Consider the following 24,472-nt stretch of genomic DNA (forward strand, 5'->3'; position numbering starts at 1 on the left):
GTATTTGAGCCGGAACAATGAAGACCAAAAACAGGCCGGCTAGCTGTGAATTTTTGGGAGCATCTTCAGTTGCAACGTGATGTGCCGCGCTTTCGCGACCTGGCCGACTTCCTGCGCTTCATCGAAAGCCGGGGACAGTTGCGACGCATTCGCGAGAAGGTCTCCGTCGTCCACGAGATCACCGAAATCCACCGGCGTGTGCTGGGGGCACACGGACCGGCATTATTGTTCGAGCAGCCGGTCAGGGCCGACGGCGAGCCATCGGAGATGCCGCTCCTCACCAATCTGTTCGGAACGGTGGAGCGGATCGCGTGGGGCATGGGGATTGCGCCCGACCGCCTCGAAGAGCTTGGCGAGCTGATGGCCGAGCTGCGCGCGCCGCGACCGCCGAACAGCATCAGGGACGCCTTCGGCAAGCTTCCGCTCGCCCGCGCCGCCCTGGCGACGCGCCCGCGCACGCGCGCTGCGGCAGCGGTGCAGGATTGCGTCGCGATGGGGCCCGACATCGATCTCGCCAGATTGCCGGTGCAGATCTGCTGGCCCGGGGAGCCGGCGCCGCTGATCACCTGGCCGCTCGTGATCACCGTGCCGCCGCACTCCGCCACGGCCGACCAGGAGGAAAATGTCGGTGTCTACCGCATGCAGGTGCTCGGTCGCGACCGCGCCATCATCCGCTGGCTCGCGCATCGCGGCGGCGCCCGGCATCACCAGCAATGGAAGGCGATCGGCCGCGACATGCCGGTCGCGATCGTCATCGGAGCCGATCCTGCCACCATCCTGGCCGCGGTGCTGCCGCTGCCCGAGACCATGTCGGAGCTTCGCTTCGCCGGAATCCTGCGCGGCGAACGGCCCGATCTCGCGCCATGCCTCACCGTCCCGCTCGCGATCCCGGCCGATGCCGAGATCGTCATCGAAGGCGTGGTCTCGGCGACCGAGACCGCGCCCGAGGGTCCCTATGGCGACCACACCGGGTACTACAATTCCGTCGAGGAATTCCCCGTGATGCGCGTGACCGCGATCACCAGCCGGCGGCAGCCGGTCTATCTCTCGACCTTCACGGGCCGGCCGCCGGACGAGCCTTCGCGGATCGGCGAGGCACTCAACCGCCTGTTCGTGCCGCTGATCCGACAGCAATTCCCCGAAGTGACCGACTGCTGGTTGCCGCCGGAGGCGTGCTCCTATCGCATCGCGGTCGCGGCGATCAAGAAGCGCTATCCCGGCCAGGCACGGCGGCTGATGCTGGGCCTGTGGTCGATGCTGCCGCAGTTCAGCTACACCAAGCTCCTGATCGTGGTCGACGACGACATCGACGTCCGCGACTGGAAAGCCGTGATGTGGGCGGTCTCGACGCGCAGCGACGCCTCGCGCGATCTCGTGACCCTCACCGACACGCCGATCGACTATCTCGATTTCGCCTCGCCCAAATCCGGGCTCGGCGGCAAGCTCGGCATCGATGCCACCACGAAGATGCCGCCGGAGACGGACCGCGAATGGGGCGTTCCGCTGACCATGGATCCCGCCGTGGTCGCACGTGTCGATGCGATGTGGGCGAGTCTCGGCCTTTCCGGCATGCCCGTGCGCGCGCCGGTCCTGACATGAGCGGGCGGCAAGGCATCGTCGTCGGCATCAGCGGCGCCTCGGGCGCCGCGATCGGCGTGCGCATCGTCGAGCTGCTGGCCGACGATCCGCACTACGCGGTGCACCTCGTGGTCTCGCCCGCGGCCGAGCGGACGCTGAGCGAGGAAGTGGGCAGCAATGCGCTCGCGCGGCTGCGCGCGCTCGCCTTCCGCCATCATCTTCACTCGGACGTCGGCGCTGCGATCGCCAGCGGCTCGTATCCGGTCGCGGGCATGATCGTGGCGCCGTGCTCGATCCGCACGCTCTCGGCCATCGCCTGGGGGCAGCTCGACAACCTCCTGACGCGCGCGGCCGACGTGCAGCTTAAGGAGCGGCGCCGGCTGGTGCTGCTGGTCCGCGAGAGCCCGCTGCATCTCGGCCATTTGCGCAGCATGCTGCAGGCAACCGAGATCGGCGCGATCATTGCCCCGCCGATGCCAGCCTTCTATCTGAGGCCACAGTCGCTGGATGAGATGATCGACCAGATCGCCGCCCGGGCGATCAACCTGCTCGACCTCACAAAGCTTCGCGCACCCGCAAAGGTCTGGCCCGGCTCGGGAGGCGCATAGCCGGCGCGGCGGATCAATTCACCTCGGCAAAGCCGAGCGATGACCTGACGCCCGGCGAGATCATCGAGGGATGCCAGGGCGGCTCGAACGTCATGGTGACGTCGACCGATTCGACGCCCCGAACGAGGCACGCGCTGCTCGCGACACCCTCCTTGAGAAAGGACGCCGCGGGGCACCCGCGTGTCGTTGCCGTCATGGTGATGTGGGCGGCGCCTTCGTCAACCGACACGTCATAGATGAAGCCGAGGTCGACGATGTTATGGCCGAGCTCCGGATCGATCACGACCTTCAGTGCCTGCCTGATCTGGTCCACGAGATCATCATTGTTGATGGTCATGGCTGCACCCTCACCGTCAGCTGATAGGAATCCTTCTGCGGCGTGAAGGCGCCGCGCCATTGATGGCCGCGCTTGGTCAGTTCCCGAAACAGAAAGACCGGTTCACGGCTGAGCAAGGCGGACAGCGTCTGGCCCGGCGCGAGCCGCTCCAGGGCAGCCAGAATCCGAACCATCGGCTCGGGCGGATCGAGGTCGCGATTGTCGAGATGAACCGCGGGCTCGGGCCAATCGCCCTCGCTTGAGGCAGCAAAGACCGGTTCAGCCGCCTCGACCGAGCCATCGTCCGGCATGAAGCGGATCTCCCATTCGCCGCCTTCGAGCTCGGCGGCCCGATGAGCAAAGCCCCTGCTCGCCATGACGTCGAACAGAGGGACCGGCTTGAAGGGAGCATAGAGCCGCAGCCCCTCCCCGGGCGCGAGCCGCTCGAGCGTGGCCATGATGATCGAGAACGGCTCGCCGCCTGCACGCAGGATCGGCCGGACATCGACGTCGATGAATTCGGTCATTGCAGTCTCCTTTCAGTTTCTTGAGACCAAGAGATGGGGCGCGGCTGCCCCTGTCGGCAGGCGTTGCGACGCCGCCACATCCGCAAGCCGCCGGGCCCTGATCAACTCCTCGCTCAGGCCGAGCGTCGCAACCATCACCGCCGCGACGGCGATGCGGAAGCCGAGTGGCGCGTCGATTATGAGCATCAATGTCGCCGTCCAGCTTCCGGCAAAGAACAGCACGAACCATTTCGATGCGCGGCGCTCGGCGACGAGATCCTGGACGCGGGGCGTCGGCACTCTGCCCATCACCGGACCATAGGTTTCGAGCCAGGTCAGGAACGGCACGATCTTGTAGAGATTGGCGAGCACGAGGCCCGTGAGCCAGCCGAACACGAGGAGAAAGGCGAGCGCGCCGACATGGGACGAGAAGGTGCCGGTTGCAAGACAAGCGGCGCCAAGGATCGCGACGGCGACGAGGCTCGCCAGCGCCACGAGGCTCATGCGCGTGTTGAGCTCGAGCGCGCGGCGTTTGCGGCTCCTGTACAGGCTGAGCACGTCGCGGCCGTAGGCGGCCAGCGACAGCAGCGCCGCTGCGCCTGCCAGCAGAAATGCCAGCTTCAGCCCCGTCATGCGCCAAAGTGCGAGCACGCCGCCGACAAGCCCGACGGCCAGCGCAATGATGCCGGCAGACCAGGCGAGACGGCCGAGCCGCGCATCGCCGTCGGGCGCGAGCATGAACATCGCAAGCAGGCGATAGCTGACGCCCATGGCCGTGAAGGTCAGCCAGCCGCCAAGGCCGGCGAGCGCGTGGATCGGCACGCCCGAGACCAACAGCTCCGGCCATTGCGGGCCGATGGCGGTTCCGGACAGCACCAGCGAGAACAGACCGCCGAATGCCGCCGTGACGCAGATGCAGGCAAGCCCGCCTGCGACGAACCGCGCCGGCCGCGGCAGCGGACGGGCCGACCACAGCGTCATGCCGAGATTGGCAACGACCAGGGCGAGGCCGGCGATCAGCAGGCCGGCCCCAATGGGGAGCAACCATGGCGGCCCGTTGATGTGCCCGCCAAGAGCCAGAAAGCCCGCGAGCAGGACCATCAGCCCCAGCGTCAATAGTGCCAGAGCCGGCAGTGTCCAGCGTTCAGCATAGAGCGGCCTTGCGACCAGCACCGGCACGAACTGGAACAGCGCGCCGCACAGCACCGTGCTCAACCAGCCGATGCTGACCATGTGGACGATGACGAGCGTTTCCGGAGCGCCGATATCGTGGTTCGGAAAACCGAACCCAACCACCATCAGTGCTTCTGCGAGCAGCAACCACACGATTGCGACTGCGAAGTAACTGATGGCCCATCTACAGAGGCTGGTTCCGATCACGGCCTGCTTCCCAACGCCTGCACATGAATTTCCATGTCAGCGCTCGAAAACGGTAAGCGGCGGCAGTCGCGACCACTTTGTCGAGGCGCAAACTCCGGCGCCATTCACGACAATGGGACCGGCGTCGACGCCAGGGCCGTGGAAGGATTGATGCAGCGCAAGAGCACAGCCCGCGGCGCTGATATTCAAGACGTTCAATCGGCAAGGAGTGGTCGGATGACGCTAAGGAATTGGTGTGTGGTGCTGGCGATCTCGGCGGGCGCGGTCACATCCGCGATTGCGCAGTCCAGCTTCCAGCCCTCCCCGAACGCAAAGCAGGATGCGCCTCGCCTCACCCAAGTCATGAGCATGGCGCAGCTTCAGCATCTCAAGCTTTGGTACGCGGGCAAGGCGAGAAACTGGGATCTCGCCGCGTACGAGCTGCGCCAGTTGACGAACAGCCTGGCCGAAGCGGCGATCTTCTACCCTGCAATTCCCGTCACCAACGTGACCACGATGAACGAGCCGCTGCTCGCGGTCGCCGACGCGATCGCGGCGGGCGACGATCGCAAGTTCGCCGGCTCCATGCGCGCGCTGACCGACGGCTGCAATGCCTGTCACAGCTCGATGGGCCGCAGCTTCATCGCCATCGCCGTGCCGACCGGCGGGCAGCCGCCCGCCAATCAGGTATTTTCCCCGTCGGGAAACGGCCGGAAGAAATGATGCGGCCGGGGGCTCTTTGCTCCCGGTGTCCGCCTCCTGACGCCGTCCGAGATCTGATTGCGTTGCATCAATCCGGGAAACGAGCAGCCCCGTACCCTTGGCCTCGCCTGGATATCAGCGACCGCCGAGCCCTTCCATGATCGAACAATCCAGCCCGGCCAAGGTTTTGGCCGAGGCGTTCTGGCAAATGCCAAAGGCCGAGCTTTACCGCGCGCTCGGCTCCGGCCCGGACGGCCTCTCGCAGGGCGAAGCCGCCCGACGGCTCAAGATCCACGGCGCGAACCGCGCCGACGCCTCGCCGGGCCGGTCGGCCCTGCGCAAGCTCGGCCAACGTCTGTGGAATCCGCTGATCGCCATGCTGCTGGCGGCTGCGCTCCTCTCCGGTTTGAGCGGCGACATCGGCAGCTTTGCCATCATCGCCACCGTGCTGTCCCTCTCCATCACGCTCGATATCGTTCAGGAGCACCGTGCCGAGCTCACCGCCGAAAGGTTGCGGGAATCGGTCGCCATTCAGGCTGACGTCGTCAGGGACGGCAGGGATGCGACGATTTCGGTAACGGCACTGGTCCCGGGGGACGTCGTCAAGCTCCGTATCGGCGATTTGATACCGGCCGACGGCATCGTCCTCGATGCGCAGGATCTGCAGGTCAATGAAGCCCTGATGACGGGCGAGCCGTTTCCGGCCTTCAAGACCGACGCGGCCTGCTCCGCTGCATTGCCGGCGGACGCCACCAATGCCCTGTTCGCGGGAACCAGTACCGTCGGTGGCAGCGGCAGGATGTTGGTCGTGACGACCGGGGGCCGGACGCGCTTCGGCGCGATCGCCTCGGCAATGGCCGCCAACGCACCGCCAACCGCGCTCGAGCAAGGCGTCCGCAGGCTCGGACTCCTGATCCTGCGGCTGACGCTCTTCCTCACGCTCTTCGTGCTGATGGCTCATCTCGTCGCGCAGCGCAACGCGATGGAGTCCTTCCTGTTCGCGATCGCGCTCGCCGTCGGCTTGACACCCGAGCTGCTGCCGATGGTGATGACGGTGACCCTCGCCCGCGGCGCCCTGCGCATGGCGAAGCGGAAAGTCATCGTCAAGCGGTTGTCCGCAATTCACGATCTGGGCGCGATGGACACGCTTTGCGTCGACAAGACCGGCACGCTCACGGAAGCCCGGATCACGCTGCAGGCGCATGTCGATCCCGAGGATCGGGCCAGCGATCGCGTTCTGAGCTTGGCGCGCCTCAACAGCACGTTTCAGGCCGGCATCAGAAGCCCTCTCGACGACGCGATCCTGTCGGCGAGCCGCGACGATCACAACGGCTGGGTCCGGCTTGCGGAAGTCCCGTTCGACTTCGAACGGCGATGCCTGTCCGTTCTGGTCGGACGCAACGGCGAACAGACGCTGATTGCCAAAGGAGCTCCGGAATCCATTCTATCTCGTTGCGTGGCCGTGGAAATCGATGGTCTGGCTCATCCGCTCGACGCCGTCTGGCAACGGAAGATGGCCGACATCCAGGCGCGCTATGCCCGCGACGGCTTCCGGCTTCTTGCCGTCGCCATCAAGTCCATTCCGGTGGGGCAGCAGACCATTGCCGTCGGCGACGAGACCAATCTGACCATGATCGGCTTCTGTGCCTTCGCCGATCCGCCGAAGCAGGATGCGGCCGCAGCCATCAAGGCGCTCGGCTCGCTCGGCGTCACCATCAAGATCATTTCCGGCGACCATGGCGCCGTGGTCGCGCACGTGGCCCGATCGGTCGGCCTCAGTGCGGACCGGATCATGACCGGCGCCGAGATCTCCGAGCTGACCGATGCCGCGCGCTCATCGCCCGGGTCGACCATGTCGACCTGTTTGCCCGGATCGACCCCGACCAGAAGCGGCGGATCATTGCCGCGCTCAGGCACCGCAATCACGTCGTCGGCTTCATGGGAGACGGCGTCAATGACGCCCCCGCGCTCCACGCCGCACATGTCGGCATATCCGTCACCGGCGCGACCGAGGTCGCCCGCGCGGCCGCCGACCTGATCCTGCTGGCGCCGGACCTGTCCGTGCTTGCGGCCGGCGTGCGCGAAGGCCGCAGGACGTTTGCCAACATCCTGAAATATGTCCGGATGGGAACGAGCTCGAATTTCGGCAACATGCTTTCGATGGCCCTGGCCTCGATCGTTCTTCCGTTCCTGCCGTTGCTGCCGCTGCAGATCCTGCTGAACAATCTGATCTACGATCTCTCCGAAATCGGCATCCCTTTCGATGACGTCGATCGCGAGGACATTGCGCGGCCCGAATCCTGGGACATGACAAGCATCCTTCGCTTCACCATCGTCATGGGCATGGTGTCGTCCCTGTTCGACGCGATCACCTTTGCCGTTCTTCTCAAGATGTTCGATGCGGATGCGCCGATGTTTCAAACCGGCTGGTTCCTGGAATCGATAGCGACCCAGATCCTGGTGATCTTCGTGATCCGGTCTCGCAAGCTGCCGTGGCGCGCGAACCGCCCGCACGCCATCTTGATCGCCACGTCCTTGGGCGCCCTGCTTGCCGGCGTGGCGCTTGCACTCGGCCCATGGCGAGGCGCATTCGGCTTTACCGCGCTGCCTGCGGGACTGCTTGCGACGATTATCGCCATCGCCGCGGCCTATCTGATCTCGGCAAGCCTCGCGAAGCGGCTGGCGATCTCGGATCCGTAACGTCTCAAGAGGAAGACGGGGCTCACCGAACCGCGTCCGGATAGATCTGCTCGCGGTGAACTTCGCGGCCGCTCTCATCAATGATGACGACCTCAAGCTCGGGATGGCCGTTCGGCTTCTCCCGGCGTATCCGGTCGGCCAGGTCCTTACCGTGCGCGATGGCGGCCCCGTCGCTGACAAGCTCCAGTCCGGCTCTATCGCGGACGGGCACGCCGTCCTTCATGTCGAAATAATATGTGGGCATGAACTCATTTCCGCGTTCCACACGCGGCTCGGTTGACGTCGTTGTCCCGGAAAAATGGGAGCGGCCGAGGGGGCGGCCGCAGCGACCTGGAAAGCCGCATCATAGCGAGTCTGCGGGGGCAAATCTTGACCCGGATCAACCTGGGAAACCAAGCGGGTCCCCCGAAGCCCCGCCTCTTCTAGCGGTATCATGACAGGGCGCTGCCGGCGCCCGGCGCCGTCATGCGGCAACCGGCTCGCTTTCGCCGCTGCGCTTGCCGCGCAATGGCGCAAACTGCTCGGACGTAACCGTTTCGTTTGCGATCAACAGGTCGACGCCGGCATCGAGGTCTGCCCGCCTCTGCTGGAGGATGTCGCGAGCACGGCGGTCGCCCTCCTCGATCAGGTTGCGGACGGCGAGATCGATCTCGCGCCCGGTCGCCTCGGCGGCGCCAACGATCTTGTCCTGGGCCGCGCCAAGAAAGGCTTGCGGCTTGGGTGCGTAAGTGCGTTGCCCCACCGTCTCGTCCATGCCGTACTTGGTCACCATCTCGATCGCGACCTCGGTTGCGCGTTGAAGATCGTCGGCGGCGCCGGTCGAGATCGCCCCGTCGAAGATCAGGCGCTCCGATGCGCGTCCGCCCATCAGCACCGCAATGCGGTTCTTCAGCTCCTCGACGGTCAGCAGGAACCTGTCCTCGGTCGGTCGCTGGATGGTGTACCCCAGCGCACCGATCCCGCGCGGGATGATCGAAACCTTCTGCACGGGGTCGACGCCGGGCAGGCTGGCCGCGACGAGGGCATGGCCCATCTCGTGATAGGCAACCCTGCGCCGTTCGTCCTTGCTCAGCACCCTGCTCTTCTTCTCGATGCCGGCCACGATCCGCTCGATCGCCGTGACGAAATCGTCGAACGTGACCTCGTCTCCGCTCCGCCTGGTCGCCGCGATTGCGGCTTCGTTGATCAGGTTCGCAAGGTCTGCCCCGGTAAATCCGGTCGTGAGACCCGCCACCTTGTCGAGGTCGACGTCGCTGCTCATGCGGATCTTGTGGGCATGCACCTTCAGGATCGCAACGCGTCCGTTCTTGTCCGGCCGGTCGACCAGGACCTGGCGGTCGAACCGACCTGCACGCAGCAGCGCGGGGTCGAGGATCTCCGGGCGGTTGGTGGCCGCCAGCAGAATGACGCCGGCGCTCGGATCGAAGCCGTCGAGCTCGGACAGCAGCTGGTTGAGGGTCTGCTCCTTCTCGTCGTAACCGCCGAACGACAGCGGCCCGCGGCTGCGGCCGAGTGCGTCGAGTTCGTCGACGAAGATGATGCATGGTGCGGCCTTGCGGGCCTGCTCGAACAGATCCCGAACCCGCGCGGCGCCCACGCCGACGAACATCTCCACGAATTCCGAGCCGGAGATTGAGAAGAACGGGACGCCGGCCTCCCCCGCCACCGCGCGGGCCAGCAGGGTCTTTCCCGTTCCCGGCGGTCCGACCAGCAGGATACCCTTGGGAACGTGCGCGCCCAAGCGACCATAGCTCTTGGGATCCCTGAGGAACGACACCACTTCCTGGAGCTCGAACTTCGCCTCGTCCACGCCGGCGACGTCCGCGAAGGTGACCTTGATGTCTTTCTCGACGTAAACCTTCGCGCGGGACTTGCCGATCGCCATCAGGCCGCCCAGGCCCTGGCCGCCGCCCATGGAACGGCCGATCCAGAGCCAGATCACGAAGAAGGCGATGACCGGAAAGATCCAGGACAGCAAGGTCTGCAACGCGCCGCCGCCGGGGACGCCGGTCACGCTGGCGCCCTTTGCCGCGAGCTTCTCGGCCAGGGCCATATCGACCCGCGCGGTCACGAAGGCGGACTTGCCGCTCGGCAGCGGCTCCTTCAATTTTCCTTGAATCATATCCGGGCCGACGGAGACCTCGGCGATCTTGTCCTGGGCGAGCAGCTGCTCGAATTGGCTGTAGGGAATGGTTTCGATCGTATTGTAGGTCGACAGGCCGAATTGCAGCATGGCGAGCAGCATGCCGCCCGCCAGGATGGCGGCCATTGCGATGCCCTGCTTCCGCGAAACTCGATCGGACTCCACCCTGCTTCTCCCATCGCCGTCGACTGCGGTGCGAACGGTAACGGAGAGCGGCGGCTGCCGCTTGATTCAGCTCAACGTCGGGGGGAGTGCAGCCGCCAACAGCCGTCGTCCAATCGAGCGAGACCCGGCCCTTCCTTCCTAGGGCCGCAGATCCATGTCGATCCGCACGAAGTCGCCGCGATAGGTGACCTCGCCGAGATAGATCACGGTACGGTCCGCGGTCGTGAAGATGCGGCGGACTTCGGCCACCGGCGAATTCAGCGGCACGCGGAGCAGCCGCGCCGCCTCGATATCCGCGGTGCCGATCGTCAGGGTCTGGCGCGCGCTGGCGATGGCGGGATCCCTGAGATCGCTCAGGATCGGGATCACGGTCTCGTTGCGAAAACGCTTCGGCGACCTGCGGAAGATCTTCTCGTCGAGATAGATGGAGATGACGCAGTAAGGCTGCTTCTGCCGCGAATGCAGCCGGCGCATGAAGACGTATTTTTCCGCCGGCTTGCCGTCCCCGGGGAGCAGCGGGGCATTGCTGCGGCTTTCCGAGATGTTGATGATCTCAGGCGAGGTGTCGCGGTACATGTCTGCGAGATCGGACAGCGTGGTCTCGACCTTGAGCCAGCGATCCTGCCGCACGGTCCCGGTGACGAAGGTGCCGCGGCCCTGCTGTGCCTCGATCACGCCGTCGCGGGCGAGCAGTTCCACCGCCTGCCTGATCGTGACGCGCGACACACCGAATTCGGCGGCCAGCTCCTCGTTGGCCGGCAGCCGAAAACCCTGGGTCCAGACGCCGCGTGCGATCCGCTGCCGGAAGATGTCGGCGATCTGCGCGTATTTGGGGACGTGACTATCGGAACTCAATTCCATCTCGCCCTCCGGAAGTCAGGCCGCGCGATCAAGCCATGACCAGCGCGGCGCCCCGTTCGCCGATCATCAGGCTGGTCGCATTCGTGTTGGCCGAGGTGATCTGCGGCATCACCGAGGCGTCGATCACGCGCAGCCGCTCGACGCCGCGCACCCGCAGCTGCGGATCGAGCACGGCCTGCGCGTCCCGCCCCATGCGGCAGGTCCCGACGCAGTGAAACACCGTGCCTCCCGTGTTGCGCGCAAAATCCCACAGCCCGGCATCATCCCTTGCCGCTTCGCCCGGCACCATCTCGACATCCCAGAGCGGGCGAAAGGCTTTCTGCTGATAAATCTCGCGCAGAATCTTCAGACCCGCAACAATGGTCTTGCGATCGGTCTCCTCGGCGAAATAATTCGGCACGATGCGCGGCTGCTCGAACGGGTCAATCGAGCTGATCGCGAGCTGTCCGCGCGACTTGCCATGGCACTGCCAGACCGAGGCGGTGAAGCCGGAATAGCTGTGCAGGGGCTCGCCGGGCTTGTCGACCGAGAGCGGCATCACGTTGAACTGCACATCCGGCCTTCCGCCAACGGCGTATTCCGTGCAGGCCGCGCCGCCCACCTGCCCCGCCCCGACCGTCAACGGGCCGCTGCCTGCCAGCAGCCATTGCAGCCCCATCTTCGCCAGCGCGACGGGATTGCGGACCTGATCGTTGAGCGAGATTCGCTCCTTCAAACGGACGATCAGCCGGGCCTGATAATGGTCCTGGAGATTGGCGCCGACCTCAGGAGAATCGGCAATTACGGGAATGCCGAGCTTGCGCAGCAGCTCGGCCGGACCGATGCCCGAAAGCTGGAGGAGCTGCGGCGATTGCAGCGCGCCGCCGGACAGGACGATCTCACGATCGGCCGCCGAGCTGTGGACCTGTCCGTTGCTGATCCACTCGACGCCGGTCGCGACGTGACCATTGAAAACGACCCTGCTGACCTGCGCGTGGGTGATGATGGTGAGATTGGGACGGCCGGCGATGGGGCGCAGAAACGCAGAGGCGGAGCTGGTCCGCCAGTGCCGGCCGATGCCGAGCTGATAGGTGCCGACGCCCAGCGTCGTGGCGCCGTTGAAGTCGGGATTGCGCGGCAGACCGAACTCTACACCCGCCTCGACCCAGGCCTTCGATGCCGGATTGTCGTTGCGGAGATCTGAGACCTCGAACTCGCCGAAGCCGCCGTGAAACTGGCTCTCGCCGCCGCGATAGCGTTCGTAACGCCGAAAATACGGCAGGAGTTCGCGATAGCTCCAGCCGTCGGCACCGAGGCGCTCCCAATCGTCAAAGTCCTCGTGCTGGCCCCGGATGAAGATCAGACCGTTGATCGACGAGGAGCCGCCGAGCACGCGGCCGCGCGGCCAGACGATGGCGCGGCCGCCGCTCCCTTCCGAGGGTTCGGTTCTGAACAGGCGCGAGAATCGCTCGTTGTAGATGGTCCGGTAGTAGCCGACCGGGAGTTTCAGCCAGAAATTCCGGTCCGCTCCGCCGGCCTCCAGCAACAGAACGCGGCAGGATGGATCGGCCGACAACCGGTTCGCAACGACACAGCCGGCCGAGCCCGCGCCGACGATGATGTAGTCGTAGCCGCGAGCTGGCATCAGATGGTCCGGTATTGCGCGATGGAGGCGAGATCCGGCGTGATGCCAAGACCCGCCTCGTCACCGAGCTCGATCATGCCCTCGCGGACATCGAGCACCGGACCGCAGAAGCGGTCGCGCAGCGGGTTTTCGTTGCAGTCGACTTCGAGAAGCCCGTCCCCACCGACGCCGGCGAGGAGATGCGCGGATGCCAGAAGACCGATGCCGGCGCCAAGATAGTGCGGACAGAACATCTTTCCCGACGCCAGGATGTCGCGGGCAATGCTGGTGCAGGCCGACAGCCCGCCCCATTTGGCGATGTCGGGCTGGACGACTCGGAGAATCGGCTCACGCAGCACCTCGGCAAAGCCGGCGTGGCTCGCAATGTTCTCGCCGGCTGCGAGCGGAAAGCGAATGGCCTCGTGCAGCTGTTGCCATTCTTGCCGCGGACGGTCAGCACGGATCGGCTCCTCGAGCCAGGCAAGACCGAAGCGCTCGAGCGGAGGCGCAAGTTCCAGCGCCTGCGCAATGGTCCATCCCTGGTTCACGTCGGCAGCAAGCAGGCCTTCGCCGACGAGACGGCGCAGCGCGCCGAGATTGGCGCTGTCAGTTGCCGGATCGAAGCCGATCTTCAGCTTCAACGCGCGGTATCCGCGGCCAAGGGCCGCTTCAGCCGTCCGCTCGGACCCGACCGGATTGATGCCACTGGCGTAGACCTTGATCTCGCGCTTCGCGCCGCCGAGCAGCCTCCATAACGCAACATTCCGGCGCCGCGCGTAGAGATCCCAGACCGCCAGATCGATGCCGGCGATCGACTGCGCAAACGGGCCGGCCTCTCCGGACTGCAGCGCCAGCACCGAGGTTCCCTGTGTCAGGCGTTCGAACGCGGCAGAGGGCTCGGGCGCATTGAATCCGACCAAAGCCGGCGCAAGCACCTCGTTGACGAGCCGGACACGATGCTCGGCACCGGGTGCAGGAAAATTGCACCACACTTCGCCCCAGCCGATGTTTCCGTCGGTGTCTTCAACGCGGACGAAGACAGCAGGCCGATCCGCCATCCGCCCGAAGGACGTGATGACCGGCGTGGTCAGCGGGTAGCGATAGCCAAAGGCCTGGACGCTTCGAATGGTGAAAGGCGGGGAAGTCATGCGGGAAAGCCTGCGACGCCTCCGATCAAAGGCACCACTTGTATGGTCCTCCTATTTATAATATGACTTTCGAAAACATCAATCGCAATCTGGGCGGACGCGTCGAATGAATGGAGCTGGCCTGAGACGTGTTGGTCTCGGATTGATACCGTGGATCGGCGCAATCCTGCTCTGGTACGCCGTGCGCTGGAGCGGCTTCGTCAACGTCTCGCTGATCCCCGCGCCGCACCAGGTCGCCGCAAAGTTCTTCGAGCTTCTCACCAGGGAAGGGCTGCTGATCGACATCTTCGCCTCGACGCGGCGCGTCTTTCTCGGCGTGGCGCTGGGCATCCTCGTGGCCGTGCCGGTCGGTTTTCTGCTCGGGTGGTATCGCCCCGCCCGCACCTTTGCCGATCCCATGATCAACTTCTTTCGCGCGCTGCCGCCGATCGCCCTGATCCCGCTGGTGATCGTTTATTTCGGCGTCGACGAGCTCGCAAAGCTCGTCATCCTGTTCTACGCCTCGTTCTTCTCCGGGGTGATCGTGATGTATGAGGGCGTGTCGCAGATCACGCCGCTCTACATCCGCGTGGCGCAGACGCTCGGAGCGAACCAGGCCGAGATCTTTCACAAGGTCATCATTCCCCTCACCGTCCCGCACATCCTCACGGCGCTGCGCGTGGCGTTGGGCGTGGCCTGGGCGACGCTGGTCGCATCCGAGCTGATCGCCGCGCAGCGCGGGCTCGGCGCCATGATCCAGAATGCCTCGACCTATTTCCTGCTCGACGTCATCTATGTCGGCATCATCTGCATCGGCCTGATCGCGCTGATCATGGACTTGATCCTGCGCAAGATCACCGCGCGGCTGCTGGTCTGGCAGGATCGGGTCATCGCATGACCAAGCGCGCGCAGTTCGACAAGGTATCACTGTCTTTCGAGACGGCGAAGGGCCGCCTCCAGGTGGTCGAGGACGTCAGCTACGACATCAACGACGGCGACTTCATTGCGGTGATCGGCCCATCCGGCTGCGGCAAAACCACGATGATGAGCATGCTCGCCGGTTTCCAGAAGCCGACGACCGGCAAGGTCCTGTTCGACGGACGTCCCGTCGCCGGCCCCGGCCCCGAGCGCGGCGTCATCTTCCAGGAATATGGCGTATTCCCCTGGTTGACGGTGAAGCAGAACATCGCCTTCGGCCTGACCCTGAACGCCAACCGCGTCGCGGCCGCCGAGCGCGAGGCGATCTGCGATCACTATCTCGGGCTGATGGGCCTGTCCGACTTCGCCAATTCCTACCCGAAGCACCTGTCCGGCGGCATGCGGCAACGGCTCGCGATCGCGCGGGCCTATGCGGTGAAGCCGCAATTCCTGCTGATGGACGAGCCGTTCGGCGCGCTCGACGCCCAGACCCGCTCCAACATGCAGAACCTGCTGCTCAAGGTGCTGGAGACCGAAGGCAAGACCGTCATGTTGATCACCCATTCCGTCGAGGAGGCGATCTACCTCGCCTCCCGCATCGTGGTGGTGACGGCGCGGCCGGCACGGATCAAGCAAATCATCGACGTTCCCTTCGCCTATCCGCGCGACGAGTCGATCCAGGAGCGGCCGGAATTCGCCGAGCTGCGAAGCCATATCAGGCAGCTCGTGATGGACGAATATCGTGCCCAGCAGGCGCAGATGCGCCCAGTCTCATTCTCGGAATAACAAGCAAGACGGAGGACACATCATGGATCGGCGGCAATTTCTGAGCACGACGGCAGGCCTTGCACTCGGCACCTTCACGGCCGCAGCACCCGCGATCGCGCAGGCAAGAACGAAGGTTCGCGTCGGCTATCTCCACACCGTCGCCGTCGACGGCCAGATCTGGACCGGCATGGATCGCGGCTCCTTCGAGAAGCAGGGCCTCGATCTCGAGCTGCGGCAGTTCAACACCGGCCTGGAGATCTTCCAGGCGCTGATCGGCGGCAGCCTCGACGTGCTGTCGACCGGCGCGGTCCTTTCGAACTTCCCGGCGCGCGGCCAAGGCAAGGTCTTCCTCATCAACGACATCGAGGTCGCGACCGCTCAGCTCTGGGTGCGTGGCGACCAGGGCATCAAGTCATTCGAGGATCTGAAGGGCAAGCGCATCGCGACCGCGACCGGCACGACCGCGCACGTATTCCTGGATACTGCGCTCCGTGCCAACAAGGTCGATCCGAAGGAGGTCGAGCTCGTCAACCAGACCATGCCTGCCGCCGTGACCGCCTTCATTTCCGGCGCGGTGCCGGCCGTCGCGCTTTGGGTCCCCTTCAACGTCACGGTCCGCGACAAGGTGCCCGGCGCGGTCAAGCTCGCCGACGCCTCTGCCTACTACCCGAAAGCCGCGATCATCGGCGGGTGGGCGGCCGCCAACGACTATTACGAGCGCAACAAGGAGACGCTGGCGAAGCTGATCCTTGGTTGGGCGGATGCCAACGACTACATCGTTGCAAACAGCGTCGAGGCCATGGAGAAGCTGCAGAAGGCCCATTACAGCCAGACGCCGCTGGCCGACATCACCGAATCGTTCAAGGCGCAGAAGATGTTCACGTCCAAGGAATGGAAGCGCATGTACTCGGACGGGACCGTGACCAATTGGCTGCAGCAATCGACGGACTTCTTCATGGCCAATGCCGGCATCAAGGACTTCACGCCTGCCAGCAAGTATTTCGATCCGAGCCTATATTTGAAAACGATTGCGTGAACGATCTGCCGTCCGCGTGGCAGGCAAGAGCGTGCGCCGCGCAGAGAGCGGGGCGCAGCTGACCCAATTCGCTGCCGATCACATGAAAAGAAGGGGAAGATGCCGGCCATGTCGGGCGGCAGAGAAGGCGGCGCCGTCGGACCGCCTTCTAGACGCCTCTGGCCTCCGCCGAGACGAGCAGCTCACAAATCCGCTAGCTGTAGAAAATGCCTCCGTCCACATTGAGGGCCTGGCCGGTCACGAACGCGGAATCATCCGACGCAAAGAATGCCACGGGACCGACGACATCCTCCGGCTGTCCAAGCCGGTGCAAGTCCGTGACCTTCTCGAAATACGCGACGCGCTCGGGATCGCGCAGATTGTTCATCCCCATCTCCGTCACGATGATGCCGGGGCAAACGGCATTGACCGTGATGCCGAAGCCGCCGAACTCCATCGACGACACCCGGGTGAAGCCGACCACGGCCGACTTCGATGCAGCGTAGTGGGACTGTCCGGGGCCGCCCGTTCGCGCGGCAAGCGAGGCAATATTGACGATCCGCCCGTATTTGCGCTCCTTCATGTGCGGCACCACGGCCTGGGTCATCTGGAACACGCCGCGCGTGTTGACGGCGAACGTCTGATCCCATGTCTCGGTCGTCAGCTCGTCGATGGTCGCCAGTCGGAGGATGCCGGCGTTGTTGACGAGGACGTCGATGTGTCCCAGCCCCTGCACGGCTTCCGCCACGACCCGCCTGCAATCCCCGAGATCGCTGACGTCGCCAAGCACCGGGATGCAACGATTGCCGAGCGCGCCGATCTCGGCGACAGTCTCAAGCAAGACTTTCTCCTGAGGTGCGATGTCGGTCAGCGCGAGATCATAGCCGCGCCTGGCAAGACCCATGGCGATCGCTCGGCCAATTCCGCGGCTTGCTCCCGTAACGATTGCATGTCGGGCCATGTTGTTCTCCCCTATCGGTCGGATTGACGTATTGATGATGTGATCGGCTCAGGCCTGAGCGGGCTTGCGCACGGGAAGCGAGTTCATCGCCTGCACGGTCTCCTCGAATGACACGAGGTTGGCGCCGGAGCCGAGACCCGTCGCCACAATTGCGGATGTCGCCGTCGCAAGCCTGGCGCAGTCCAGCAAATCCCAGCCGCGCACGAGACCCGCGATGAAGCCGCCGGTGTAGGAATCGCCGCATCCCGACGTATCACGAACCTTCACCTCGAAGGCAGGCACGGTGAACTGACGTCCGTCGCGCGTCATCACGAACGAGCCGTCGGCGCCCATGGAGATGGCGCAGGCTCCGGCTCCCTTCTCGATGAAGAAACGCGCGCATGCGGCCGGATCCGCGGTTCCAACCATCGCATGGGTCTCGTCGATGCTTGGCATGAAGAAATCGACGTAAGGCATCAGAGGCTCGACCAGTGCCAGCGTCTCACCGCGCGCCTGGATCAGGTCGAGCGTGGTCGTGCAGCCGGCCGCTTTCGCATCGCGCAGCAATGCCACGGACGGCGCACCGTCCATCGCCAGCAGGGAGCCTACGCCGCCGAGATGCAGGATCTTGCTGCGGCAAGCGGCCTCTTGCACTTGTGGCGCGATCCGCCAGCGGGCGGAAGCGCCCCTTGCGTGCATGACCGGACGCGAACCGTCGGGCCGGATCGGCAGGATCGTGGCCGAGGTCGGACTGCCGGCCATCCGCTCCATGAGAGAGATGTCGATGCCTTCACGCTCCAGCGCGTTCAGCATCCAGTCCGCCTTCTCGTCGGCGCCGACGGCACCGACCGCGAGCGCCTTCAGACCGAGTCGTGCGCAAGGGACGACCGTTCCGCCGGCGGTGCCCGCGACCGTGAGCCGAATTTCTTCGATCAGCAAACGGCCGCCTCCGGGCGGAATCTCGGTCACCGGGACTCCCAGGATGTCCAGAATATAAGTGCCGCAGACGCTGACGTCGTGAGAGTGAGCCATGTTTTCTCGCAGGACAGTGGTTGGATCGTGATCTAGCTCGACAGCTGAGGGAGCTTGGGCGTGCCCTCGCTATCGCGCAGGCCGTATTGTCCCCACCGCTTCAGGATGCTGTCAATCTCCTCGTCCGGCAGCAGCGGAGGAGCGCCGAGCTGAAGACAGCCGTGATACTGCTTGGCAAGCACCTCGACCTCCACGGCGAGCCACAATGCCTTGCGCAGATTGGGACCGACGGCGATCAGCCCGTGATGCGCGAGCAGGCAGGCGCGGCGATAGCGGAGCGCGCTCAGCGCCGCCTGCGACAGCTCGGCCGTGCCGTATTGAGCATAGGGCGCGCAGGGAATGTCGTTTCCGCCGGCGGCGGCGATCATGTAGTGAATCGCAGGGATCGAGCGATTCATGATCGCGATGATGGTGCAGAACACCGGATGGGCGTGAACGACGGCGCCCACCTCCGGTTTCGACTTCAGGATGTCGAGGTGAAAGCGCCATTCCGTCGACGGAACGTTGCCGGCCGGCGCAGTCCATGAACCGTCCCACTTCATGGCCACGATGTCCTCGGGCCTCATGCGGTCGTAGGGAAGACCGGACGGCGTCAGCAGCATGCCGTCGTCGGTTCGGACGCTGATGTTTCCGGACGTTCCCTGGTTGATGCCCTGCGCCGCCATCTCGCGGCACGCATCGATGATGGATTGACGCAGTTCGAGCTCCGCTTCGCGGCCGGTCATACCTTGCTCCCACCCTCTTTCATGCACTTGCTCCGAGCTGGACCTGACGGTCGACCAACAGCCAGGTGGCTCGCGCGGTCGCCAGCACCTCCTGCTCGGCATCGAGCAAGGCACTCTCGGCAAACAGCTTGCGGCCTTCCCGCCCGGTCGGCCACGCCATCACCACACATTGATCTCCGGGACGCGGCCGGCGCTTGATCCGTGCGGCCATGCGTCCGAGCAGGGCCGTTTCGTCACCATTCAATCCGAGATGACGGGCGCCCACGCTGCAATAGCCGGTTGGGCAATCGAGAGCGGCCCAGACGAACTCGGGCGCGACATGGCCGTCCTCGCCGGACAAACTGCCGTGAGGCACCCAGGAGGCCGCGAACACGACCGGCTTGCCGGGGACGGTGCCCGCCTTGAGCGGACCTGCGAAGATCCGCAGGCCATCGCCGTGGCCACGTGCGGGGCCGCAGACGAAGCATCCCGGAAGGTTATGGGTCTGCTCGTCATAGGGTGTTCTGCCGACCGCCTCTTCAGCTACCTCGTAACTCACCCTTGGAATATCAGTCACATCGACGCCCGCGGCACGCGCCGTCGCGAGCAGCACGTCTTTTTCGCGCAACTCGATCCCGCCGTCGGCCTTCGTCAGCACGTCGAGCGGCCGCTCCAGCGGCGGCGGGGCGCGCAACGTCACTTCGGCGTCACCGGCTAGGTGCCTTGCGAGACATCCGCATACGTAGCCGCCGTTGCCGGAATTGGGCGGGCCGCGGAAACGCCTGTCGATGACCAGCGATACCATTGCAGTTCTCGTTCGCGGCGCTCAGCGTCCCATCGCGTAGAACTCATCGTTCGGACGCATGCTGGTGACGTTGGCGAGGCGGTTGGACATGCCGAAGAAGGCAGCAATGGCCGCAATGTCCCAGACGTCCTCCTCGGTGAATCCGTGTCCCTTGAGATCGGCGATGTCGGAATCGTCCACCTCATAGGCGCGCGCCGAGACCTTCATCGCGAAATCGAGCATCGCCCTTTGCCGCGCGGTGATGTCGGCCTTGCGGTAATTGGTGGCGACCTGATCCGCTATCAGCGGATTCTTCGCACGCACGCGCAGGATGGCGCCATGCGCGACGACGCAATATTGACATTGATTGGCGCTGCTGGTCGCGACGACGATCATCTCGCGCTCGGCCTTGGTGATCGGCCCGGGCTTGTCCATCAGTGCATCGTGGTAGGCGAAGAAGGCCCGGAATTCGTCGGGACGATGCGCGAGCGTCAGGAAGACGTTGGGGACGAAGCCCGACTTCTCCTGAACCGCCTCGATCCGCGAGCGGATGTCCTCCGGCAGCGCGGCGATGTCGGGGACGGGAAAGCGGCTGATGGCGGGCGCAGACATGTTCCTAGCTCCTGTTAGACCGCCGCAAGCGCGACGAGCGTTTCCCGATAGGCCTCGAACGCATCGCGCCGATCGGCAGCGTAGGGCTCGACCCGCACCAGACAGGTATGGGCCGAGCAGCCCTGGCCGAATTGAGAGGTGCCGATATCGAGCGTGAGCACGTTCGGATTGCCGGCGACCTCCAGACCGCTATTGCCTGTCGGCGTGAACCAGGCACCGGTCGGAAGCACCAGCACGCCTTGACGGACCTTGTCGGTAACCTCTGCCGTCGCAAGGCACTCGCCACGGCCGTTCCAGACGCGAATGGTCTGGCCGTCTTCGACGCCGAGAGCGGCCGCGTCGTCGGGATGAAGACGAGCCTGTTCACGGCCATTGCGCTTCTTGGCCCGGCTCGATGCGCCGGTTTCGAGTTGGCTGTGAAGGCGGCCGGCCGGCTGATGCGACACCAGGTGCATCTGGCCGGCGGCGGCATTGCCGAGCCATTCCGCCGGCTCGATCCACGCGGGATGCGGGCGGCAGTCGGCATAGTCCAGCCTGGCCAGGGTTTCGCTGCCGAGCACGATCTTTCCGCTTTCGGTCTTGAGCGCGTGCTCCTCCGGCTTGTTCCGGAAGTCGGTCAAGTACGTATGGTCTGCCTTGACTGGGCAGCGCGCATAGCCGGCTTCCCAGAACGCATCGAAATCCGGCATCGCGAAGCCGAAGCGCTGCGCGGCGTCGCTGCGGCAGGCTTCATAGAGATGCCGGACCCAGCCCATTTCATCCCGGCCCTCGTTGAATCGATCGGCGACCCCGAGCTTGCCTGCAATCGCCTCGAAGATCGCGAAGTCGGAGCGGGATTCGCCCAGCGGCTCGATGGCCTGCTTCATTGCGAGGATGAAGTCGGAGCGCCTGTTGCCGGCAAGATCGTTGCGCTCGATCGACGTGGTTGCCGGCAGCACGATGTCGGCGCGCTGGGCTGTCGCCGTGAACATCGGGTCCTGCACGATGATCGTTTCGGGCCTCGTCCAGGCTTCCGACAGGCGATTGAGGTCCTGATGATGGTGGTAGGGATTGCCGCCCGCCCAATAGACCAGCCGCGTGTCCGGATAGGTGCGGATCTCACCTTCATAGGTGAACGGTCTGCCGGGGTTGAGCAGCATGTCGCTGATCCGCGCCACCGGAATGAAGCTGTCGATCGGCCTCGTCAGCTGTGAAATGGCGGGAGAGCGACCAAGGTTGAGCGGTGCCCCCACGCCCCCCAGGGAGGCGTAGCCGTAGCCGACGCCGCCGCCCGGCAATCCGATCTGGCCGACAACCGATGCAAGTCCGAGCGCCGCCCAGAACGGCTGTTCGCCGTGATGGGCACGCTGCAGGCTCCAGCTCACCGTCAGCATGCTCCGCGTGTCGACCAGGCGGCTTGCCAGCGTCGCGATCCTGCCCGCATCGAGGCCACAGATGCTGGCGGCCCACGCGGCGTCCTTTCTAACGCCATCGGCCTGGCCTTCGAGATAGCGAAGAAAGCGATCCGCGCCGCTGGTGCAGCGCGCGAGGAAATCGGCATCGTGCCGGCCCGCCTTCACGATCTCGCCGGCGAGGCCGAGCATCAGCGCCGTGTCCGTATTCGGCCGGATCGGCCACCATTCGGCGTCAACCCAATCGGGCAGATCATCCTTCAGCGGCGAGACGTGGATGATCTTGACGCCGCGCTCGACGATCTGCCTGAGATAGGTTTCGAGCCGGTGGCTGCCGATGCCCCCTGCCTCGTTCTGCGCGGTTCGCGGCGACAGGGCGCCGAACACCACAAGCGTCTTGGTGTGCTGCGCGATGGTGTCGAGCGTATTGGCGCGGCCGCCGCATGCGTCGTCGCTGCCCAGCGTGTGGCGCAAGATCACAGGACCTGCCGCGATGGAATAGGTGTCGACGTGCCTGGTGAAGCCGCCGACCAGATTGAGCATGCGCTTCAGAAGAGAAGAAGCATGATGCAGGCGGCCGGAGTTGGTCCAGCCATAGGATCCTGCGAAGATCGACGCATTGCCGAACGTGCCCGCCACGCGGCGCACCTCGTCGGCGACCAGCGTCGTCGCCTCGTCCCAGCTGACCGGAACGAATTTCTCACGGCCGCGTCCGCGGCGATCGCTCTTTTCGCGCTTGTCCAGCCAGCCCGAGCGGACCATCGGCCGAAGCACCCGCCGCTCGGGATTGGCCCATTCGGCAATGGAATGGATGATCGGGGACGGGGCCGGATCGTGCTCGAACGGTTCGACACCGACGATGCGGCCGTCCTCGACGAGGATCGTGTACGCACCCCAATGGCTGCAATGCGGAACCCGCTTGATTCTGCTCATGCGTCGACCGCTCCAAGCTCGCGCCGCATCTGCGCGGCGAATTCGGGATAGGTCTCGGCGAGTTCGTCGAACACGCGGCCGCGGAGCAAGTCGAGCGTCGATCGATCGGGCAGCGGGGTCTGCCGCGGCTCGGCATCATGGGCGAAGCGAAAGCCGGTCGCCTGCTTGATCTCGGCGAGATCGTGCCCCGGATGGACGCTCTCCAGGTCGAACCCAGGCCGGGTCTTGTCGAACCGAAACAGACCCTTGCCGGTCAGGAGGGCAACGGGGCCGCCGCTCCGAAACACGCCGTCGGGACTGACGCCCGGGGCACTGATGAAGTCCACGTGCTCGACGAACACGCGCGGCGTATGCTCCTCGCGAAAGAGGATGACCCGCGGCACGACAAAATAGAGATAGGCCGACCCGAACGAGCCGGGCCAGCGCACGCTGGAGCGCGGATAATCGCCGGTGCCGACGAGGTTCACGTTGCCGAAGCCGTCGATCTGGCCGCCGCCGAGGAAGAACGCATCGATCCGGCCCTGACCCGCACAATCGAACAGCTCGGCCGAGCCGTTGGTGAAGAAATTATGCTCGACAGAACCGAGGATGGAGATGCGCGGACCGACGGCGCCGCCCGCGTCCTTCATGGCACGCAGCAGCATCGCGCCTGCGGCAGGAATCGGAGAGGAGGCGCCCACGGCGACATGCCTGACCCCGTCGAGGAGCCGCGCGATGGTGCAGATCAGCACCTCGCGAGGGAGAACGTCGGCCATCACGCGGGCTCCATCTGCGCCTGCGCCATATAGGCGGAGAAGCCGTCGACCGTTCGCGCGGCCTTCGCGTAACGTGCGAGCTCCGCGCTGTCGGTGGGATACTCGCCCCACAGCCCGTAGGGCCACGCGCCCTTCGGAGCGCGCGCGATGGCCGTGACGTAGAGTGCCGGCAGCACGCCGGCAGCGCTCATCTCGTCGGCGAGCAGATTCTGCTCGACGATTCGCTCCACCGTGACGAGAACAATCTGCGAAGCGTAAGCCATGGCGGCAAGCTCGCGTCGACGGCCGACCCAGACATTGCCGAAGCGATCAGCCATGGGCACGTGGAAGATCGTGACGTCCGGCTTGATGGCCGGGATCAGCACGATCGGATCGCCTCCATCCGCCAGCGGATTATCAATCACGCGCCAATCGTCGCGATGGCGGAGCAGATCCGTTCCGATCAGCCCCCGCAGCGGCATGAAGGGACTGCCCTTCTGCGCCGCCATCAGGCCGGCATGGATGGCGGGGCATGTCGCGTCCTTCAGTCGAACCGCGCCTTCCTTGACTGCCGCATTGAACCGGGGCGCTGCACCGGCTTCACCCAGCGAGACGGCGCTGGTCTCCACGGTCCGGACCAGACCGGCGCCGATGAGCTGGTCGACCTGCAATCCGCCGGTGGGCACGCAGACGAGATCGAGATCACCCGCGCCATGCTCGATGATCGGCCGCGTCATCGCCATGGAGACGCCGGCGTAGTCGACCGGGAGCGCGACGCGCATTCCCGGCTCGATGTGCTTCGCCATTGCGCGAGGCTCGCTCAACACCATCATCCTCCCATCGTGTTCTATATTGTAGAACGCTATTCCACGTTTATGTTGGCGGATCCCGACGACAGTGTCAATCTGACTTGGTCGGCGAAGCCTTTGTTTGCAGGGGATCCCACCTCCGCATCGACCGCAGCGGGGCGCCA

General features: G+C 65.1%; 23 protein-coding genes and 1 pseudogene. 8 read left to right on the forward strand and 16 right to left on the reverse strand.

All coding sequences use genetic code 11. From position 1 onward, the window contains the following. Window positions 1–69: 69 nt before the first annotated feature. Both DCM80_RS00680 and DCM80_RS00685 read left to right on the forward strand, forming a co-directional pair. Complete coding sequence (locus DCM80_RS00680) at window positions 70–1,599, forward strand: UbiD family decarboxylase (protein ID WP_257195271.1); 1,530 nt, start codon at window positions 70–72, stop codon at window positions 1,597–1,599. Beyond that, window positions 1,596–2,186 (forward strand): UbiX family flavin prenyltransferase, encoded by a 591-nt coding sequence (locus DCM80_RS00685; RefSeq protein WP_257195272.1) that lies wholly within the window; start codon window positions 1,596–1,598, stop codon window positions 2,184–2,186. The genes DCM80_RS00680 and DCM80_RS00685 overlap by 4 nt, the downstream gene beginning before the upstream one ends. 13 nt (window positions 2,187–2,199) lie before the next feature. On the opposite strand, the gene DCM80_RS00690 is transcribed toward DCM80_RS00685, so the two are convergent. Genes DCM80_RS00690 through DCM80_RS00700 form a run of 3 tightly spaced genes read right to left on the reverse strand, consistent with a single transcriptional unit; the run spans window position 2,200 to window position 4,388 of the window. Next, entirely contained in the window at window positions 2,200–2,523 is a 324-nt protein-coding gene (locus DCM80_RS00690) for a metal-sulfur cluster assembly factor (protein ID WP_257195273.1), read from the reverse strand. Beyond that, window positions 2,520–3,029, reverse strand: coding sequence for a DUF2249 domain-containing protein (locus DCM80_RS00695; protein ID WP_257195274.1), 510 nt, complete (start codon window positions 3,027–3,029; stop codon window positions 2,520–2,522). The genes DCM80_RS00690 and DCM80_RS00695 overlap by 4 nt, the downstream gene beginning before the upstream one ends. A 12-nt stretch (window positions 3,030–3,041) precedes the next feature. Beyond that, window positions 3,042–4,388, reverse strand: a complete 1,347-nt coding sequence (locus DCM80_RS00700; protein ID WP_257195275.1) for a hypothetical protein — start codon at window positions 4,386–4,388, stop codon at window positions 3,042–3,044. A 33-nt stretch (window positions 4,389–4,421) separates the two neighbouring features. Here DCM80_RS00700 and DCM80_RS00705 point away from each other — a divergent pair, with 33 nt between their 5' ends. The 3 genes and pseudogenes from DCM80_RS00705 (at window position 4,422) to DCM80_RS31270 (ending at window position 7,769) form a co-directional block, all read left to right on the forward strand. Continuing rightward, a complete protein-coding gene (locus DCM80_RS00705) occupies window positions 4,422–5,090 on the forward strand; it encodes a hypothetical protein (protein WP_306594627.1) in 669 nt (222 codons plus the stop codon). 187 nt (window positions 5,091–5,277) lie between these two features. Further along, window positions 5,278–6,477, forward strand: a pseudogene (locus DCM80_RS00710) (HAD-IC family P-type ATPase); the annotation flags it as partial. Beyond that, window positions 6,444–7,769 (forward strand): HAD-IC family P-type ATPase, encoded by a 1,326-nt coding sequence (locus DCM80_RS31270; RefSeq protein ID WP_337993406.1) that lies wholly within the window; start codon window positions 6,444–6,446, stop codon window positions 7,767–7,769. The pseudogene DCM80_RS00710 and the gene DCM80_RS31270, both read left to right, overlap by 34 nt. 22 nt (window positions 7,770–7,791) lie before the next feature. Here DCM80_RS31270 and DCM80_RS00720 read toward each other — a convergent pair whose 3' ends face one another. The 5 genes from DCM80_RS00720 to DCM80_RS00740 all read right to left on the reverse strand — a co-directional run bounded on the left by DCM80_RS00720 (window position 7,792) and on the right by DCM80_RS00740 (window position 13,689). Then, on the reverse strand, window positions 7,792–8,013 hold the full coding sequence (locus DCM80_RS00720; protein ID WP_257195276.1) for a hypothetical protein: 222 nt from the start codon (window positions 8,011–8,013) through the stop codon (window positions 7,792–7,794). Between the two features lie 219 nt (window positions 8,014–8,232). Next, window positions 8,233–10,077, reverse strand: coding sequence for an ATP-dependent zinc metalloprotease FtsH (ftsH, locus tag DCM80_RS00725; RefSeq protein ID WP_257195277.1), 1,845 nt, complete (start codon window positions 10,075–10,077; stop codon window positions 8,233–8,235). Window positions 10,078–10,215: 138 nt separating this feature from the next. Next, window positions 10,216–10,938 carry a GntR family transcriptional regulator gene (locus DCM80_RS00730; RefSeq protein WP_257195278.1) on the reverse strand — a complete coding sequence of 241 codons (723 nt, stop codon included), beginning with the start codon at window positions 10,936–10,938 and terminating at the stop codon, window positions 10,216–10,218. A 28-nt stretch (window positions 10,939–10,966) separates the two neighbouring features. Further along, window positions 10,967–12,562 (reverse strand): GMC family oxidoreductase, encoded by a 1,596-nt coding sequence (locus DCM80_RS00735; RefSeq protein WP_257195279.1) that lies wholly within the window; start codon window positions 12,560–12,562, stop codon window positions 10,967–10,969. Further along, on the reverse strand, window positions 12,562–13,689 hold the full coding sequence (locus DCM80_RS00740) for a mandelate racemase/muconate lactonizing enzyme family protein (RefSeq protein ID WP_257195280.1): 1,128 nt from the start codon (window positions 13,687–13,689) through the stop codon (window positions 12,562–12,564). The genes DCM80_RS00735 and DCM80_RS00740 overlap by 1 nt, the downstream gene beginning before the upstream one ends. Window positions 13,690–13,795: 106 nt before the next feature. Here DCM80_RS00740 and DCM80_RS00745 point away from each other — a divergent pair, with 106 nt between their 5' ends. Genes DCM80_RS00745 through DCM80_RS00755 form a run of 3 tightly spaced genes read left to right on the forward strand, consistent with a single transcriptional unit; the run spans window position 13,796 to window position 16,390 of the window. Then, on the forward strand, window positions 13,796–14,566 hold the full coding sequence (locus DCM80_RS00745) for an ABC transporter permease (protein WP_257195282.1): 771 nt from the start codon (window positions 13,796–13,798) through the stop codon (window positions 14,564–14,566). Further along, window positions 14,563–15,372, forward strand: coding sequence for an ABC transporter ATP-binding protein (locus tag DCM80_RS00750; protein ID WP_028137849.1), 810 nt, complete (start codon window positions 14,563–14,565; stop codon window positions 15,370–15,372). Before DCM80_RS00745 ends, DCM80_RS00750 begins: the two co-directional genes overlap by 4 nt. A gap of 22 nt (window positions 15,373–15,394) precedes the next feature. Then, window positions 15,395–16,390 carry an ABC transporter substrate-binding protein gene (locus DCM80_RS00755; RefSeq protein WP_257195283.1) on the forward strand — a complete coding sequence of 332 codons (996 nt, stop codon included), beginning with the start codon at window positions 15,395–15,397 and terminating at the stop codon, window positions 16,388–16,390. 193 nt (window positions 16,391–16,583) lie between these two features. On the opposite strand, the gene DCM80_RS00760 is transcribed toward DCM80_RS00755, so the two are convergent. The 8 genes from DCM80_RS00760 to DCM80_RS00795 are packed head-to-tail and all read right to left on the reverse strand — an operon-like array spanning window position 16,584 to window position 24,329. Continuing rightward, a complete protein-coding gene (locus DCM80_RS00760) occupies window positions 16,584–17,330 on the reverse strand; it encodes an SDR family NAD(P)-dependent oxidoreductase (RefSeq protein WP_257195284.1) in 747 nt (248 codons plus the stop codon). Window positions 17,331–17,378: 48 nt separating this feature from the next. Continuing rightward, window positions 17,379–18,341 carry a carbohydrate kinase family protein gene (locus tag DCM80_RS00765; protein WP_257195285.1) on the reverse strand — a complete coding sequence of 321 codons (963 nt, stop codon included), beginning with the start codon at window positions 18,339–18,341 and terminating at the stop codon, window positions 17,379–17,381. Window positions 18,342–18,373: 32 nt separating this feature from the next. Next, window positions 18,374–19,066 (reverse strand): L-fuculose-phosphate aldolase, encoded by a 693-nt coding sequence (locus DCM80_RS00770; RefSeq protein ID WP_257195286.1) that lies wholly within the window; start codon window positions 19,064–19,066, stop codon window positions 18,374–18,376. 19 nt (window positions 19,067–19,085) lie between these two features. After that, window positions 19,086–19,850, reverse strand: a complete 765-nt coding sequence (locus DCM80_RS00775; RefSeq protein WP_257195287.1) for a hypothetical protein — start codon at window positions 19,848–19,850, stop codon at window positions 19,086–19,088. A gap of 21 nt (window positions 19,851–19,871) precedes the next feature. Next, window positions 19,872–20,441: a peroxidase-related enzyme gene (locus DCM80_RS00780; RefSeq protein ID WP_257195288.1), complete on the reverse strand. Its 570-nt coding sequence runs from the start codon at window positions 20,439–20,441 to the stop codon at window positions 19,872–19,874. Between the two features lie 14 nt (window positions 20,442–20,455). Continuing rightward, complete coding sequence (locus tag DCM80_RS00785) at window positions 20,456–22,765, reverse strand: molybdopterin guanine dinucleotide-containing S/N-oxide reductase (protein WP_257195289.1); 2,310 nt, start codon at window positions 22,763–22,765, stop codon at window positions 20,456–20,458. Then, window positions 22,762–23,520 (reverse strand): CoA transferase, encoded by a 759-nt coding sequence (locus DCM80_RS00790; protein WP_257195290.1) that lies wholly within the window; start codon window positions 23,518–23,520, stop codon window positions 22,762–22,764. The genes DCM80_RS00785 and DCM80_RS00790 overlap by 4 nt, the downstream gene beginning before the upstream one ends. Continuing rightward, a complete protein-coding gene (locus tag DCM80_RS00795; protein WP_257198114.1) occupies window positions 23,520–24,329 on the reverse strand; it encodes a CoA transferase subunit A in 810 nt (269 codons plus the stop codon). The genes DCM80_RS00790 and DCM80_RS00795 overlap by 1 nt, the downstream gene beginning before the upstream one ends. Window positions 24,330–24,472: the final 143 nt, after the last annotated feature.

This window comes from Bradyrhizobium sp. WBOS08 (assembly GCF_024585125.1).
In the GTDB taxonomy this organism is placed as follows: Bacteria; Pseudomonadota; Alphaproteobacteria; order Rhizobiales; family Xanthobacteraceae; genus Bradyrhizobium; species Bradyrhizobium japonicum_B.